Origin of the sequence: Streptomyces sp. NPDC050161, from assembly GCF_044460025.1 — a bacterium.
Classification (GTDB): domain Bacteria; phylum Actinomycetota; class Actinomycetes; order Streptomycetales; family Streptomycetaceae; genus Streptomyces.
The window spans coordinates 1-16,467 of the sequence record NZ_JBITJM010000002.1 but is presented as its reverse complement, the minus strand read 5'-3'; the positions used below and the strand labels follow the sequence as shown (position 1 = coordinate 16,467).

13 protein-coding genes and 1 rRNA gene are annotated in these 16,467 nt (G+C 71.4%); 6 read left to right on the top strand and 8 right to left on the bottom strand.

The genetic code is table 11. The features are described from left to right. The first annotated feature begins 70 nt into the window (after positions 1 to 70). Positions 71 to 1,258: a winged helix-turn-helix domain-containing protein gene (locus ACIBK8_RS03335; RefSeq protein ID WP_399039810.1), complete on the top strand. Its 1,188-nt coding sequence runs from the start codon at positions 71 to 73 to the stop codon at positions 1,256 to 1,258. Between the two features lie 71 nt (positions 1,259 to 1,329). On the opposite strand, the gene ACIBK8_RS03330 is transcribed toward ACIBK8_RS03335, so the two are convergent. The 7 genes from ACIBK8_RS03330 to mtnA all read right to left on the bottom strand — a co-directional run bounded on the left by ACIBK8_RS03330 (position 1,330) and on the right by mtnA (position 9,940). Next, positions 1,330 to 2,085 carry a response regulator gene (locus ACIBK8_RS03330; protein WP_399039809.1) on the bottom strand — a complete coding sequence of 252 codons (756 nt, stop codon included), beginning with the start codon at positions 2,083 to 2,085 and terminating at the stop codon, positions 1,330 to 1,332. A 232-nt stretch (positions 2,086 to 2,317) separates the two neighbouring features. Further along, the gene (gene hpf / locus ACIBK8_RS03325) at positions 2,318 to 3,010 is read right to left on the bottom strand and encodes a ribosome hibernation-promoting factor, HPF/YfiA family (protein WP_393685866.1); all 693 of its coding nucleotides are present in this window, start codon (positions 3,008 to 3,010) and stop codon (positions 2,318 to 2,320) included. A gap of 313 nt (positions 3,011 to 3,323) precedes the next feature. After that, on the bottom strand, positions 3,324 to 4,040 hold the full coding sequence (locus ACIBK8_RS03320) for a ComF family protein (protein WP_399039808.1): 717 nt from the start codon (positions 4,038 to 4,040) through the stop codon (positions 3,324 to 3,326). A gap of 136 nt (positions 4,041 to 4,176) precedes the next feature. Continuing rightward, on the bottom strand, positions 4,177 to 6,042 hold the full coding sequence (locus tag ACIBK8_RS03315) for an LpqB family beta-propeller domain-containing protein (RefSeq protein ID WP_399040275.1): 1,866 nt from the start codon (positions 6,040 to 6,042) through the stop codon (positions 4,177 to 4,179). An 88-nt stretch (positions 6,043 to 6,130) separates the two neighbouring features. Then, the gene (gene mtrB / locus ACIBK8_RS03310; RefSeq protein ID WP_399039807.1) at positions 6,131 to 8,080 is read right to left on the bottom strand and encodes an MtrAB system histidine kinase MtrB; all 1,950 of its coding nucleotides are present in this window, start codon (positions 8,078 to 8,080) and stop codon (positions 6,131 to 6,133) included. A gap of 64 nt (positions 8,081 to 8,144) precedes the next feature. Then, positions 8,145 to 8,822: a two-component system response regulator MtrA gene (gene mtrA / locus ACIBK8_RS03305; RefSeq protein WP_227050578.1), complete on the bottom strand. Its 678-nt coding sequence runs from the start codon at positions 8,820 to 8,822 to the stop codon at positions 8,145 to 8,147. Further along, positions 8,819 to 9,940, bottom strand: a complete 1,122-nt coding sequence (mtnA, locus tag ACIBK8_RS03300) for an S-methyl-5-thioribose-1-phosphate isomerase (RefSeq protein ID WP_399039806.1) — start codon at positions 9,938 to 9,940, stop codon at positions 8,819 to 8,821. Before mtnA ends, mtrA begins: the two co-directional genes overlap by 4 nt. Before the next feature lie 191 nt (positions 9,941 to 10,131). Between mtnA and ACIBK8_RS03295 the strand changes: the two genes are divergently transcribed. From ACIBK8_RS03295 to ACIBK8_RS03275, 5 genes are read left to right on the top strand one after another with little or no spacing between them, the layout of a single operon-like run. Further along, on the top strand, positions 10,132 to 11,706 hold the full coding sequence (locus ACIBK8_RS03295) for a hypothetical protein (RefSeq protein ID WP_399039805.1): 1,575 nt from the start codon (positions 10,132 to 10,134) through the stop codon (positions 11,704 to 11,706). A gap of 4 nt (positions 11,707 to 11,710) precedes the next feature. Then, positions 11,711 to 12,403 (top strand): DUF4129 domain-containing protein, encoded by a 693-nt coding sequence (locus tag ACIBK8_RS03290; protein ID WP_399039804.1) that lies wholly within the window; start codon positions 11,711 to 11,713, stop codon positions 12,401 to 12,403. Further along, the gene (locus ACIBK8_RS03285; RefSeq protein WP_399039802.1) at positions 12,400 to 13,632 is read left to right on the top strand and encodes a DUF4350 domain-containing protein; all 1,233 of its coding nucleotides are present in this window, start codon (positions 12,400 to 12,402) and stop codon (positions 13,630 to 13,632) included. Before ACIBK8_RS03290 ends, ACIBK8_RS03285 begins: the two co-directional genes overlap by 4 nt. Next, entirely contained in the window at positions 13,613 to 14,578 is a 966-nt protein-coding gene (locus ACIBK8_RS03280; protein ID WP_399039801.1) for an AAA family ATPase, read from the top strand. Before ACIBK8_RS03285 ends, ACIBK8_RS03280 begins: the two co-directional genes overlap by 20 nt. Positions 14,579 to 14,587: 9 nt before the next feature. After that, positions 14,588 to 15,898: a DUF58 domain-containing protein gene (locus ACIBK8_RS03275; protein WP_399039800.1), complete on the top strand. Its 1,311-nt coding sequence runs from the start codon at positions 14,588 to 14,590 to the stop codon at positions 15,896 to 15,898. Positions 15,899 to 16,199: 301 nt separating this feature from the next. Here the strand turns inward: ACIBK8_RS03275 and rrf are convergent. Next, a 5S ribosomal RNA gene (gene rrf / locus ACIBK8_RS03270) occupies positions 16,200 to 16,316 on the bottom strand. Between the last annotated feature and the right edge of the window lie 151 nt (positions 16,317 to 16,467).

Genomic DNA, 16,467 nt, shown 5'->3' with positions numbered 1-16,467 from the left:
GGATGCCGCGGGAACCGGCGGTTGTCCACAGCCCCGGCGCGATGTCAGTGGCCGCCCCTACTCTTTCGGCATGACCGCAGTGACACCGCCTGGACCGCAGCCCGTGACCACCCTGTCGCGTGATGACGCGCGCCGGATAGCGCTGCGCGCGCAGGGCCTGCTGGGCGCGCCCGACCGCGGCGCCGGGGTGCGCGGTGTGCTGCGTGACCTGGGCGCCGTGCAGCTGGACACGATCTCCGTGCTCGCCAGGTCGCACGAGCTGATTCCGTACGCCAGGCTCGGCGCGGTCGGCCGCCCCGAGATCGAGGCTGCCTACTGGAGCGACACCCACAGCTTCGAGTACTGGTCGCACGCGGCCTGCATCCTCCCCATCGAGGAGTGGCCGCACTTCGCCTTCCGCCGCCGCGCCTACCGAGCCCGCCCGCAGTGGCACCACGAGCTGCGGCAGTCCGCGTACGACGCGGTGATCTCCCAGCTCGCGGCCGATGGCCCGCTGACCGCCACCCAGCTGGGCGGGGCGAAGAACGGCGGGGAGTGGTGGGACTGGAGCGAGTCGAAGGTCGCCGTGGAGCGCGCGCTCATGTACGGCGAGGTGGTCTGCTCCCGGCGCCGCGGCTGGAAGCGGGTGTACGACCTCGCCGAACGCGCCGTTCCCGAGCGGCTGTACAAGGACGACCTCGACGACGCCACGTGCATCCGGCGGCTGGTCGCGCAGGCCGGTGCCGCGATGGGCGTGGCCACCCGCGCGGACCTCGCGGACTACCACCGCCTCAAGAAGAACCAGGTCGACGCCGTGCTCGCCGACTCCGGCCTGCTGCCCGTCGAGGTCGAGGGCTGGGCCGATTCCGCCTGGGCCGACCCCGCGGCCCTCGCCGCCCCGCCCCGCGGCCGGCACCGCACGACGCTGCTCTCGCCGTTCGACTCCCTCATCTGGGACCGCCCTCGTACGGAACGCGTCTTCGGCTTCACCCACCGCCTGGAGGCGTACGTCCCCCGCCCGAAGCGGATACACGGCTATTTCGTGATGCCCCTGCTGGCCGGCGGGCATCTGGTGGGCCGGGTGGATCCGGCGCGCGAGGGCAGCACGCTCATCGCCCGCCAGGTCTCGATGAAGGGCCCGAAAGCCGTCCGCCCGATGGCCCAGGCGCTCTACGAAGCGGCCGGCTGGGTGGGCTGTGACACGGTCCGCGTGGAGCGCTGCGACGACGCGTCACTCGCCGCCGCGCTGCGCCGCGAGCTGACCCTCATAGGCGGCTGACCGGCCGGGAAGGAGCCGTACGGACCGGCGCCGTCCACGGTGCTGCCGGCCGTCGGCCCGCTCCGCCCGTGTCAGCGGATCTCCAGGATCTTCTCCCGCATCGCGTACACCACCGCTTCCATCCGGGAGTGCAGCTGCAGCTTCTCCAGGATGTTGCGGACGTGGTTCTTCACGGTGTTCTCGGAGATGAAGAGTTCCTTGGCGATGTCGCGGTTGTTCATGCCCGTGGCGACGAGCTTGAGGACCTCCAGCTCACGGTCGGTGAGCCGGGGCGCGGGCACCAGGCGCCGCTCGTCCGTGCGCTGGATCATCGACTTGAACTCCGTCAGGAGCTTGGAGGCCATCGACGGGCTGATCTGCGACTGTCCGTCCGCGACGGCCCGGATCGCGGTCGCCACCTCGTCGGTGGAGATCTCCTTGAGCAGATAGCCCGTGGCCCCGGCCTTGATCGCATCGTAGAGGTCGGCCTCTTCGTCGCTGATCGTGAGCATGATGATCTTCGCGCTGGGGGCCACCTCCTTGATGGAGGTGCACGCCTCGATACCGCCGCGCTTGGGCATCCGGACATCCATCAGCACGATGTCGGGCAGCAGATCCGCGGCCTTGTCGACCGCCTCTGCGCCGTCACCGGCCTCGCCGATGACCTGGATGTCCTCCTCCTGGGCCAGAACGATCTCCAGACCACGCCGGAAGAGCGCGTGATCGTCCACCACCAGGACCCTGATCGGCTCCTTGCGCGGCATGCTCGTCCGCATCCCGTCACCGCCCCCGGCACCGCTTCCGTCATCGTCCGCGTCGCCGCGCACGGGCCCGAAGCTGTCCCCCATCATCCCTCCCCGTCAACTACTCGGCCGTACGGCCTGAGCTTGGAAATAAGGCTGGTTGACAACAGCCCCCTGCGGCCAGCCCGAACAACGCCATACGACCGTCTCCCCGGCACCACGCCATCACGTGCCCTCGTACTCCATGGCTGGCACCAACTCTATACGGCCTCAACTCCGGGCCTCCGCAGGCACGATGGTGCCCCCGGCACGCGCCAGGGGCACCGAACGGATGAGGTCAGCCGCCGAGGGCGCCGCCGGCGCCGCCGGGCCCTTCCTCCCCGAACGAATCGGGGTTCAGGTGGATGACGCCGTAGTCGTAGCCGTGCCGCCGGTAGACGACGCTCGGCTGCTTGGTCTCGGCGTCGACGAAGAGATAGAAGTCGTGACCGACCAACTCCATCTCGTAGAGCGCCTGATCGAGAGCCATGGGTGCCGCGGAGTGGGTCTTCTCGCGGACGACCAGGGGGCCTTCACCCTGCACGTCCAGCGAGCCCATCTTCTTGGTCGGCACCCTCTCCTCAACCGCCGCGTCCACGGCGAGTTCACCATGGGTGTTCAGGCTCGCGGCATCGGGAACGCTGACGGCGACGTCGCTCGCCGGGATGCGGCCGTTGCCGCGACGCGAGTTGCGCTTGTCGTGCTGCTTCCGCAGACGCGCTTCCAACTTGGCAGTGGCCAGATCCAGCGCGGCGTACGGGTCGCCGGCAGCCGCCTCGGCCCGGACCACCGGGCCACGGGAGCGAAGGGTGATCTCCACTCGGTCGGAACGGTCGGCCTGCCGGGGATTGGGCTCCTTGGACACTTCGACGTCCAGGCTGATCACCTTGCCGTCGAGCTTCTGGACCTTGTCCAGCTTCAGCTTCTCGGCCACGTGCTTGCGGAACCGCTCGGGCACCTCGGTCTTGCGGCCCTTGACGACGATGTCCACGCAGAACTCCGTTCCCGGATCGCCCCGCACTACGGGCGGAGCAATTCCTTCTTGCACCAGGCTCCGGTGGGTGCCGAAGCCTCGGACTTGGCGACTTTCACCTCCTCCTCCCCCGAGGACAAGATCTCCACTCCCCCCCTTTTCAGGGTCGCCTCGAATGCCCCTGAACGCACTCAGCACGACATTCGATGCAAAGCGTCCGCCAAGTCCTCACAACCGAACATAGCTCGCCCGGACGGGTGTCGGCACCCCCTCACCGCCTCCGGCTCCGTTTGAGTGACTTTTCCTCCTCATTACCTGGAACGCTGAGCTTTCACGTTCCGTTCCGAACGGCGACGAAGGTGCCGCGCGGCGCCGCGACCACGGCCGCCCCGACCGCCTCACCGCCCGCCGCCGCGACCGCACGCGCCGCCTCCGTGAGCGTCGCCCCCGTCGTCACCAGGTCGTCCACCAGCACCACTGACGCCGCCGCAGACGGCCCGCGGACCCCGCCCCGCACCTCTATGGCACCCGCGACGTTCGCCGACCGCTGCCGGGCGCTCAGCCCCGCCTGATCGGCCACCGCCCGGCGCTGCCGCAGCCCCGCGCACACCCACGCGGCCACTCCGGTACGCCGCAACTCAGCGGTCGCCGCCAGCGCGATCCTGCGCACCGGGTCGTGCCCACGCCCGGCCACCGCCTTCCTGGCCGACGGCACCGGCACGAGCAGCAGCGGCCCGGCGCCCGCCCGCCGCACGCCCAGCCCTCGCACCGCGCCCGCCAGCGCCGCACCCAGCGGCTCGGCGAGCCGCAGCGCGCCTCGCTCCTTGTGCGCGAGCAGCACGGCCCGCACCTCGTCGGCGTAGACCGCACCGGCCCACACCTCGGGCAGCCCCCGTGGCCGTGGCGCGAGCCGCACCCGCCCGGCACCCCGTCCGCCGCGTGCCAGCGCCCGGTGGCACGCGGCGCACAGCTCCGTACGCGGCCGGCCGCACCCCGCGCAGTCGACCGGCAGCACCAGACCGGCCAGCTCCCGCCACACGCCCCGCATGACTCCACTGTCCCGCCGTCCGCACACCGCCGCCACCCCTGTGGATAACTCCGCGGAACGGCCGGTCGGCGGCCCCCGGAACGACGCAGCGGCGGGGAGGGCCGCCCCTCCCCGCCGCTGTCTCCGGCCCACCGGGTCACCCCGGGTAGACCGGCACCGAACCGTCCTTGGCCACCGTCTTCCAGTTCGCGTCCGGAGGCAGCCGCACGATGCCGTCATCGGCGTCCGCGATCAGCGGCCTGGTCTCGTCCTCCGACGCGGCCACCGCCTTCACGCCGTTGACGCCGGGCAGCGTCTCCGCGTTGGACGCCGAACCGTCCGTCTCCATGAACTGCATCTGCTGCACGCCACCGGACTCCCGCCCGACGACCACCAGCCGGCTGCCGCCCGCCCAGGACGCGGCGACCACATCCTCCAACTGGGGCGCGATCGGCCGCAGTTCCTCGACCGAAAGCTCCGGGTGCGCCGACGAGCCGCCCCGCTCGACCCGGCCGAGCTGAAGCGTCGTGCGTCCCTTGTCCTCGACCAGCATCGCGATCCGGATGCCGTCCGCCGCGACCCGGATCGCCTTGATCCGCCGCTTACCCAGACCGGGCACCGCCACCTCTTCGGGGTCGCTCTTGCCCTCGCGGATCCGCAGCAGCCGTGAGCCGCCGCCGGAGCGCCCGGAGCGGTCCGCGATCCACAGGTCCCCCAGGCCGTCCCAACTGGGCGCGGTCAGGCCGTTCTTGACCGCGCTTGCCAGCAGCGGCCCGCCGTGCACGGCACCGTCCTCCATCGGGGCGACGTACAGCGACCTGCCGTCGGTCGACACGCCTGCCGCGGTGTCCTCGTCGCGCGAGATGGCGACCGAGCTCAGCGGGAACTTCCCCGAGCCGAACGGGCCGGGCACCGGCGTCGGTTCCGTGGCGGTGTCCGACATGGCGACCAGCTTGCGATCAGCGTCCAGGTAGTACTCATCGGCGGTGTGCCCGGCGCGCCGGTGCGGCGCGAAATCGCGTTCCGCCTGCTCCTGGCCCAGCACGCACAGGGAGTTGCCGTTGTTGTCCTGGAGCTCCACCTCACTGATCTTGGACGCCCTGGTCATGTCCTGGACAGTGAAGAAGAGCTGAGCGGCCATCCGCTTGCACTGGTCGGTGTCGGTGCTCACCGCCTGCCTGCTGAGCTTCACCTGCAACGCGTTGGAGTCGTCGAGCGCCAGGCTGCGGCTCGCCAGCCGGGTACCGGGCGGGAACGCCGAAGAGGTCACCTGGTCAAGCCAGTTGCTGGGGCCCGACAGCAGCGCCTGCACGCTGGCCGTGACCGGATCTATCCGCTGCCGCAGGTAGACTGGGTCGGCGACCAGGACGTTACGGCGCGCCTTCGGCTCCTCCGACTCCGTCTTGTAGGAGGCGAAGTAGTACTTGTTGACGGACTGGTAGATGCGCTGGAAGTCGGACTGCCCCAGTACCAGCCCGTTCGGCAGCCGGTCGATCCGCCACTGATCGTCCTCCTTGATGAGGTGGATCGTCTGGTGGTACGGCTTCTCCTCGGGCGTGTACGCGTGGTTGTCGTCCACCGTCGCCACCTGGCTGCCGGAGAGCGTGACCGTGTAGCCGTCGGGATCCTGGCCGTGCGGCATCACCTTCGGCTCCGGCTTGGGGCGCTCCTGGAGGACATTGGTCACCAGGAACGGCCGCCAGGTCTGCCGCGCGGATTTGGCCAGGTACTGGGTGGCCGTGCGGAAGTCCGCCTCGTCACTGGTCGTCGCGTCGAGGAAGCTGCGGACGATATTGGTCGGCTGCGCCCCGTCCTGGGGCGGCACGCCGTACACCCGCACCTGGGAGTCCCCGTCGGAACGCGGGGACTGCTCGACGGACTTGACCTCCCCGCTGTCCGGCATGGAGGCGCAGCCGGCCAGCAGCAGCGCCGCAGCGCCCAGCAGGGCCGTGGCCCGCGCCGCCCGGGGCCGGTCGGCGGGCCTGCGGGCAGGCTCACCTGCGGGGGCGTGCGCGGCCCGCACCGGCCCTGCGGGGGTGTGCGCAGCACGCGCCGCTCCTGCGGCGCCGCCGCTGCGGTCCCTCGGCGCCGCGTCCACATCCCGTCCGTGCTCAGCGTCCACGCAGCCCGCCCTCTCGATCCGCGCCCTGTCCCTCGTCGTCCACCGGCCCGCCGTCGGAAGCGCCGTCCTCGGTCGCCGCGGGGCGCGCACCCGGCCCGCGCGCCGCTTCCCCGCCCCGTACGCCCTCAGGCCGCTCCGGCGTGCGGGCTCCGCTGCCGGGCGCCGCCTCCTGGTCCGCCGCCCCCGCAGTCCCGCGGTTGCGCCGCGAGTCCTCCGGCTCCAGCGGTATCGGGGAGCCGCGCAGCGCCTCACCCGCCGTACGCGGCAGGGTCAGCCGGAACTGCGAACCGCCGCCCGGCTCGCCCCACGCCTGCAACCAGCCGCCGTGCAGCCTGGCGTCCTCCACGGCGATGGACAGCCCCAGTCCCGTACCACCCGTCGTACGGGCCCGCGCCGGGTCAGCTCGCCAGAAACGGTTGAAGACGCGGGCCGCCTCGCCCGGCTTCAGCCCGACACCGTAGTCGCGCACCGCGACGGCGACCGCGCCGTCGCGGCGACCGCCGCCCGACGCCAGCCGGATCACGACATCGCGGCCCTCACCGTGCTCGACGGCGTTCACGACGAGATTGCGCAGCACCCGTTCCACCCGCCGGGAGTCCGCCTCCGCGATCACCGGATGTTCGGCGCCGCGCACGACGATGCGGGTGCCGGTCCGCTCGGCCAGCGGTTCGGCGCCCTCGATGACGCGGTGCACCACATCCCGCAGATCGACCGGCTCGGCCTCCAGCGCCGCGGCGCCCGCATCGAACCTGCTGATCTCCAGCAGCTCCGCGAGCAGCGATTCGAACCGGTCGAGCTGCCCGCGCAGCAACTCGGCGGAACGCGCCGTGGCCGGATCGAAGTCCTCCCGCGCCTCGTGGATGATGTCCGCCGCCATACGGACGGTCGTCAGCGGCGTCCGCAGCTCGTGCGAGACGTCGGAGACGAAACGGCGCTGCATCCGGGACAGCTCCTCCAGCTGCTGGATCTTGACCTGGAGGTTCTGCGCCATCTTGTTGAAGGACTCGCCGAGCCGCGCGATGTCGTCCTCACCGGTGACCTTCATCCGCTCCTGGAGGAGACCGGCGGCCAGCCGCTCGGAGATGCCCGCCGCCATCCGCACCGGCGTGACCACCTGCCGCACGACGAGCCAGGCGATCGCCCCGAGCAGCGCCACGACGAACACACCGGCCGTCGCGAGAGTGCCCGTCACCAGCTTCAGCGACTCCGCTTCCTGCGTGAACGGGAAGAGGTAGTAGAGCTGGTACTGGTTGCTGTTCGCGTCGTTCAGCCGCTTGCCGATGATGATGGCCGGCACGCCGTCGTCCGACCCGATGCGCTTGATCTGCGTGTACTCGCGGAACGTGCCGGTGTTCGTCTCGATCTTCCGGCGCAGCTCGGGCGGCACGCTGCGTTCCGGATCGACGTCCCCGGAGGCACGCGGGCCACGCGTGCCGCGGCTGGCGTCGCCGAACGGCTCCTCCGTGTCCGAACTGAGCGCCACCACCGAGAACACGCCCTGGCCACCACTGGCCAGCTGCTCGACCAGGCTGGTCAGCCAGGTCGCGGAGTCCTGGGTGCCACGATTGCCGGTACGAGCGGCGTCGTCGGCGTCCGTGGTTCCCGCCCCCGCGCCGTCGGCCAGCTTCTGGGCCACGCCGAAACCGCCCACCGCCTGACTCTGCGCGGCCTGTGCCTTGGCGGTCAGCAGTCCGTTGCGGACCTGCCCGACGACCACGACGCCGAGCAGCAGCACCACGGCGAGCGACATCAGCAGGGTGGTCGCGACCACCCTGAGCTGGATGTTCCGCCGCCACAGCCGCAGCGCCGGCAGCAGCGGACGCCGCACCCAGCGGCTGAACAGCCGCAGCAGCGGGTGGACGGGGCCGCTGACCGCGCCGTCGGGCAGCAGTTGGCCGCCCCGCAGGAGCTTCGCCGACAGCCGCCCAGAAAAGGACATATCACCCGCCGGGTCGACGGTGCGCCCCCGCTTTCCCCCCGGGGCCGAACCGTCCCGGCTCATATCAGCTGGGCCCCGCCTTGTAGCCGACGCCGCGCACGGTCACCACGATCTCCGGCCGCTCCGGGTCCTTCTCGACCTTGGAACGGAGCCGCTGCACATGGACATTGACCAGCCGGGTGTCGGCCGCGTGACGGTACCCCCACACCTGCTCCAGCAGCACCTCACGCGTGAACACCTGCCACGGCTTCCGCGCCAGCGCCACCAGCAGGTCGAACTCCAGCGGCGTCAGCGCGATCGACTGCCCGTCCCGCTTCACGGAGTGCCCCGCCACATCGATGACCAGGTCACCGATGGCCAGCTGCTCGGGCGCCGGCTCCTCCGAACGCCGCAGCCGGGCCCGTATCCGCGCGACCAGCTCCTTGGGTTTGAACGGCTTGACGATGTAGTCGTCCGCGCCCGATTCGAGCCCGACCACCACATCCACGGTGTCACTCTTCGCGGTCAGCATGACGATCGGCACCCCGGACTCGGCCCGGATCAGCCGGCTCACCTCGATGCCGTCCCGTCCGGGCAGCATCAGGTCGAGCAGGACAAGATCGGGCTTGGTCTCGCGGAAGGCGGCGAGCGCCTTGTCGCCGTCCGACACGAACGACGGTTCAAAGCCTTCGCCGCGCAGCACGATGCCGAGCATCTCTGCCAGTGCGGTGTCGTCGTCGACGACCAGGACGCGTCCCTTCATTCGGCCATCATCCCATTGCCTGATCGTGACGAACTCCATCGTGACGTGGAACACAGCTCCGCGAGCCCGTCCCGGGTCACCGGAGACACCACACCGGCTTCCGTCACGATCGCCGTCACCAGTTCCGCAGGCGTGACGTCGAACGCCGGGTTGTAGGCCCCTGATCCCGCCGGAGCGACCGGAATCCCGGCACCGGCACCCCGCTCCGACGGCACCGCGAACTCGGTCACCTCCCGCCCCGGACGCTGCTCCACCTCGATGTCCGCGCCCTCCGCGGTCCCCGGATCGACCGTGCTCATCGGCGCCACCACCACGAACGGCACGTGGTGGTACCGGGCCAGCACCGCCAGCGGATAGCTGCCCACCTTGTTGGCGACCGCTCCGTCCGCCGCGATCCGGTCCGCGCCGATCAGCACCGCGTCGACCTCTCCGGCGGCGAACAACGAACCCGCCGCGCCATCCGCCAGCACCGCGTACGGCATCCCCGCCCGCGCCGCCTCGAACGCGGTCAGCCGCGCCCCCTGCAACAGCGGCCGTGTCTCATCCACCCACAGCTGACGCAGCTCACCGCCGCGATGCGCCGCCAGCGCCACCGCCAGGGCGGTCCCCTCGCCGCCCGACACCAGGGCACCCGTGTTGCAGTGCGTGAGAATCCGGTGGCCGCCGGCCGGCAGCAGCTCCTCAAGAAGCCGCAGGCCGTGCTCCGCCATCCGCTTGCTGGCCTCGGCGTCCTCGGTGTGCACGGCACGTGCCTCCGCCAGCGCGACCGCCGCGGCGGCCTCCTGACCGGCGCCGCCGCCCGTCGCCGCCCGGTACGCGGCAGCCGCCCGGCGCACGCCGTACCCGAGATTGACCGCCGTCGGCCGGGCATGCGCCAGCGCCTCGGCCGCCTCCTCCACATCGTCCCCACGGGCCGCGGCCAGCGCGACGCCGTAAGCACCCGCGATACCCAGCAGCGGCGCACCGCGCACCGCCAGCGTCCGGATCGCCTGCACCAGCGCAGGCACATCCGCACAGACCAACTCGGCTTCCTCCGCAGGCAGCCGGGTCTGATCGAGCAGCACCACCACCGGCCCTTCGGGCGGATCCGCCCAACGCAACGACGGGACAGCGGGCATCGCGACGCCCGCTCCTGATTCCTCGCACCGATCGACCATCCGCTCAGTCTGCCGGTGACCGACGTCCGAACAGAAGGTCCCTTACCCCTCAGGCCCCGGGTACGCGAAACCACCCGCCATGACACGATGACTGCCACCGCGGACGCCGGTCCCCGCCCGCCCAGGCGGACGGGCAGCATGAAGGAGCGACGATGAACAACTCTCCGGGCTGGGCCTCGCCCGGATCCGCCCCCTCCGACGAGCCGGACCGCGGCACCCAGGAGCACCCCACCCCACCACCCGCACCGGAAGACCAGCCCGGGACCGACGAGCAGCCCGCGCCGCCGAACTGGTCCAAGCAGCAGCCGCCCGCAGGTCAGTGGTCCGCCCCCGGCACCATCCCCGGTCAGGGCGGCCCCGGCACCCGCGGGCGCGCCGCCTCCGGCGCAGGCTGGGGCGGCACCCGGCCGCCCGGCCCGAACGGCGGCCCCGGCTGGGGCGGCGGCTGGGCCCCCGGCCCCCAGGCGGCCAAGCCCGGTGTCATCCCGCTGCGCCCGCTCGGCGTCGGCGAGATCCTCGACGGCGCGGTGGCGACCATGCGCGCCCACTGGCGCACCGTTCTCGGTGTCTCGCTGGTCATCGCGATCGTCGCGCAGACCGCCATCACCCTCATCACCGGGGTGTGGTTCCAGGACACCGGCAGGACGACGACCCTGGAGATCTCCCCGGACGCCCCGTTCGGCGAGGCACTCCGCGAGGCCGCCAACGCGCTCGCCGGCAGCGCCCTCACCTCGGTGGTCGGACTGCTCGCCACGATCATCGCCACCGGCCTGCTCACCATCGTCGTGAGCCGGGCCGTCCTCGGCCGCTCGGTCACCACCGGGGAAGCCTGGCGGGAGGCACGGCCCCAACTGCCGCGGCTCTTCGGCCTGCTGATCCTGCTGCCGCTGCTCCTCACCGCCGTCATCGTGGCGGGAACCGTCCCCGGCTTCCTCGTCGGGCTGGGCTCCGCCTCCGCCGGCCTGGCGCTCGGCCTGCTCGGCGGCCTGGCCGGCACCGTGACCGCCGTCTGGCTGTGGGTCCGCTACAGCCTCGCCTCGCCGGCTCTGATGCTGGAGAAGCAGGGTGTCTTCGCGTCGCTGCGGCGCTCCGCCAAGCTCGTCCGCGGCTCCTGGTGGCGCGTCCTGGGCATCCAACTGCTGACGTACGTGCTGATCGGCATCGTCGAGTTCATCGTCCAGATCCCCGCCACCCTGATCGCCTTCCTCATCGACGGCGACACCCTCATGGACTGGGCCAACGGCACCGGCGACTCGACCGGCTGGACGTTCCTGACCGTCCTGGGAGTCGGCGCCGTCATCAGCTCCGCCATCACGTTCCCGATCAGCGCCGGCGTCACCGCGCTCCTCTACATGGACCAGCGGATCCGCCGCGAGGCCCTCGACCTCGAACTCGCCCGCGCCGCCGGCCTCCCCGACTACGGCACCCAGGCCACCACCCCGCAGCCACGCGCCGGCGGCCACCCCACCACGGGCTCCCCGGCAGCCCCCTCGGGCAGCCCCGCCACGCACCCGGACGGCACCACGGGGCCCACCGGAACCGCCGGTACCGCAACGGCCACCCCCACGGCCCCGCCGGCCACCGGACCGGACGCCACCATCCCCGAGCCCAGGCCCACGGGCGCCGCCGACCTCACCAAGGCCGAGCCCGGCAGCTCCCCCGCCACCGATCCGACCGCCGCGGACGGCTCCGGACCGCAGCCCACCGACCCCGCTCCGGGAAGCTGATGCGGTGACCACAGGGGGGATCACGGTCGCGTTGGGCCGGCTCATGGCACGGCCCGACGACGACGGGCCGGTGCGAATACCTCGCGTTCCTGCCCGCGAAGCGGCGGAGCGCGAGCTGTCCGACCCGCGGTACCACCAGCACGACCCCAACCCCGTCCAGCGCGCCCTCAATTGGTTCTGGAACCACGTCGACGCGCTTTTCCAAGCGGCAGCCGGCGTGACACCGGGCGGCTGGACGGGCCTGCTCGTCATCGTCGCCGTCGTCGTCCTGCTCCTCGTGGCACTCCGGCTGCGGCTCGGCGCGATCCGCCGCACACCGGCCCCCAGCCGCGCCCTCTTCGCCGACGCACCCCGCACCGCGGCCGAACACCGCGCCGCCGCCGACCGGTACGCCATCGAGGGCCACTGGAGCCACGCGGTCCAAGAACGCCTACGAGCGATCGTGCTCTCCCTCGAAGAGCGAGTGCTGCTCACTCCGGGGCCGGGGCGCACCGCCGACGAGGCGGCAACCGAGGCCGGCCGCGCGCTCCCCTCGCACGCCGAGCGGCTGCGCGCGGCGGCCCGCGCCTTCGACGACATCACGTACGGCGGCCACCCCGGTACCGCCGACGCATACGCCCTGATGAGCGCCCTCGACACGGACCTACAACAGGCCAAGCCCCACCTGCCGACCCCCACCACCGGGAGTCGGCAATGAGCGCCACCACCGCGAGCGCGTCCTCCCTCACGCCTACCGGCCGCCGCATATGGATGCGGTCCCGCGGACTCCTGTACGCGCTGCTGCTCCTCGTCATCTGCGGCGTGGTTCTCGCCGCGCTCCAGTCCGGCCAGCAGCACGGCCGGCTCGACCCCCGCTCGGCCGACCGCCTCGGAAGCCGGGCCCTCGCCATGCTGCTGGCGGACCACGGCGTCACCACCAAGGTCGTCACCACAGCCGAAGAAGCCGCCGCCGCTACCGGACCCGGCACCACGCTCCTCGTCAGCGACCCGGACGTCCTCACCCGACGGCAGCTGACGGGGCTGCGCACCGCGACCGCGCACACCACCGGCCGCACCGTCCTCCTCGCCCCGAGCGCCACCGCGCTCAAGCCCTTCGCCCCGCAGGTTAAGGCGGAGGCCCCGGCCACCGTTGCGCCGCGGACACCCGGCTGCGCCCTGCCCGACGCGCGACGAGCCGGAGATGCCCTCATGGGAGGTGTGCGCTACGCGGCGCCGCCCGGCACGGCTACGGACAGCTGCTACTCCGCCAACGGCCTCCCCACTCTCCTGCGCCTGCCGGCCCCCGACGCGGGCCGGGACATCCTGCTCCTCGGCTCCCCCGACTTCCTCTACAACCACCGTCTCGCCGAGCAAGGCAACGCCTCGCTCGCCCTTCAACTTCTCGGCGCGCACCACCATCTGGTCTGGTACCTCCCCTCCCTCAGCGACCCGGCATCCGCACAGCACGATCAACGCGGATTCCTCGACCTCATCCCCTCCAGCTGGAGCTGGGGGCTGCTCCAACTCGCCTGCGCCGCGGGCTTCGCCGCCCTCTGGCGTGCCCGCAGACTCGGCCCTCTCGTCCCCGAGCGGCTCCCGGTCACCGTCCCGGCCGCTGAGACCACGGAGGGACACGCCCGCCTCTACCAGCAGGTCAACGCCCGCGACCGGGCCTCAGCGGTCCTGCGCTCAGCGACCCGCACCCGGCTCGCCCCCCTCATCGGCGTGCCTCCCGCGCACGCCCACACCCCCGACATCCTTCTTCCGGCCGTCCGCGCCCATCTCCCCGAGGCCACCGACGCCCCGGCCGACCTTCCCGGGCTCCTCTTCGGCCCGGCACCGGCCGACGACAAGGCCCTCGTGCGCCTGGCCGATCACCTCGACGACCTCACCACCTCGATCGTTTCCCAAGAGAGGCACGCCCCCCGTGAGCACCCCGACCGCTGACAGTGCCCGAGCCTCACTCGAGGCCCTGCGTACCGAGATCGCCAAGGCCGTCGTCGGCCAGGACCCCGCAGTCACCGGCATGGTCGTGGCCCTGCTCTGCCGCGGACATGTGCTGCTCGAAGGCGTCCCCGGCGTCGCCAAGACCCTGCTCGTCCGCGCACTCTCCGCCGCACTCGAACTCGACACCAAGCGCGTCCAGTTCACCCCGGACCTGATGCCCAGCGACGTCACGGGATCCCTCGTCTACGACACGCGCAGCTCCGAGTTCTCCTTCCAGCCTGGCCCCGTCTTCACCAACCTCCTTCTCGCCGACGAAATCAACCGCACCCCTCCCAAGACCCAGGCGTCCCTGCTCGAAGCGATGGAAGAACGCCAAGTCACCGTCGACGGAACACCTCGTCCCCTCCCCGAGCCGTTCCTCGTCGCCGCCACGCAGAACCCGGTGGAGTACGAGGGCACCTATCCGCTCCCCGAGGCCCAACTGGACCGCTTCCTGCTAAAGCTCACAGTCCCGCTTCCGGCCCGCCAGGACGAGATCGACATCCTGACCCGCCATGCCGACGGCTTCAGCCCACGCGACCTGACCGCGGCGGGCCTTCGCCCCGCAGCCTCCGCCGCCGACCTCGAAGCCGCCCGGACCGCGGTCGACAAGACCGCTGTCTCCCCCGACGTCGCCGGCTACATCGTCGATATATGCCGTGCCACCCGCGATTCCCCCTCACTCTCCCTCGGCGTCTCCCCACGAGGCGCCACCGCGTTGCTCTCCACCTCCCGCGCCTGGGCCTGGCTCACCGGTCGCGACTACGTCACCCCCGACGACGTCAAAGCCCTCGCGCTCCCCACACTCCGCCACCGCGTCCAGCTCCGCCCGGAAGCCGAGATGGAGGGAGTCACCGCAGACTCCGTCATCAACGCCGTACTCGCCCACCTCCCCGTCCCCCGCTGAGACGACACCGTGGCCCTCACCGGACGCACCGCCCTCATCGCCGCACTCGGAGCCCTCTTCGTCGGCTTCGCACTCCCCAGCTGGCTCGGCATCCTCACCGTCCAACTCGCCTTGCTGATAGCAATCCTGTGCGATCTGGCCCTCGCCGCGCCAGTGCGAAAGCTCCATTTCACCCGTACCGGTGACACATCCGTTCGACTAACAGGAGAGGCGGAAACGCACCTCACCGTCACCAACCCGGACCGCCGCACGCTGCGCGCCACCATCCGCGATGCCTGGCCCCCGAGCACCCTCACCACCGACACCAGTGCTCCCACGTCCCACCACACGGTCCGGATACCCGGCGCGGAACGCCGCCGCCTCACCACCGTGCTCCGCCCCACCCGCCGAGGCGACCACCACGCCGTCCGCGTCACCGTCCGCTCCCACGGGCCACTCGGCCTCGCCGCCAGGCAGGGAAGCCACCACGTACCGGGCACCGTGCGCGTACTCCCGCCCTTCACCAGCCGCAAACACCTCCCGGCCAAGCTGGCCCGGCTCCGCGAACTCGACGGCCGCACCAGCATTCTGACCCGCGGCGAAGGCACCGAATTCGACAGCCTCCGCGACTACACCCCGGGCGACGACACCCGCTCCATCGACTGGCGCGCCACCGCCCGCCGGCAGGCCGTCGCGGTCCGCACCTGGCGCCCCGAGCGTGACCGCCGCATCCTGCTCGTCCTGGAGACCGGTCGCACGTCGGCCGGACGCGTCGGCGACATCCCTCGCCTCGACGCCTCCATGGACGCCGCACTCCTGCTCGCAGCTCTCGCCGCACGAGCCGGCGACAGGGTGGATCTCCTCGCCTACGACCGCCGCGTACGCGCCTCCGTACAGGGCCGCACGGCACGCGACCTCCTCCCGGCACTCACCAACGCCCTGGCGCCCCTCGAATCAGAACTCATCGAGGCGGACGCCCGCGGCTTGGCCGCGACCATTCACCGCAGCGCACCACGCCGCTCCCTCATCATCCTTTTCACCGGCCTCGACACCGCGCCCGTGGAAGAAGCACTGCTCCCGGTCCTCCCCGGACTCACCCAGCGGCACGAACTCATCGTCGCCGCCGTGGCCGACCCCCGCATCGAAGAGATGGCCGCCGGGCGCCACACCCCTGAGGCCGTCTACGCAGCAGCAGCCGCGGAACAGACCCGCACCGCCCGCCGCCGCACCGCCGACCGCCTGCGCCACCAGGGCATCACCGTCATCGATTCCACCCCGGACCACCTCGCCCCCGACCTCGCCGACGCCTACCTCACCCTCAAGTCCACCGGCCGCCTCTAACAAGCCTCTCCACCCACCAGCTCACGCCCAGCACAACTCCACACAACACGGGGCTACGGGGCTACGGGGCTACAGGGCTACAGGGCTACAGGGCTACAGGGCTACAGGGCTACGGGCAGGATCTCGGACGCAGGTGCACTCGAACTTCCACACGGCACCGCTGTTCCGCCACACCCCCATACAGATATCCCGGGAAGCAACATAGCCATAACCCTGCATTCGTGGGTGTGATGAGTGTCCGGGAACGCAAAAAAGCTCCGGTTCCCGAACCAAAAGGTCCAGGAACCGGAGCTGAAAAATTGTTCGGCGGCGTCCTACTCTCCCACAGAGTCCCCTCTGCAGTACCATCGGCGCTGAAAGGCTTAGCTTCCGGGTTCGAAATGTAACCGGGCGTTTCCCTAACGCAATGACCACCGAAACACTATGAAGAAAACAAACTCCAGCCAACAAGGCGAGTTCGTTACTTCAGAACCTACACAGTGGACGCGAGCAACTGAGGACAAGCCCTCGGCCTATTAGTACCAGTCAACTCCACCCGTTACCAGGCTTCCATATCTGGCCTATCAACC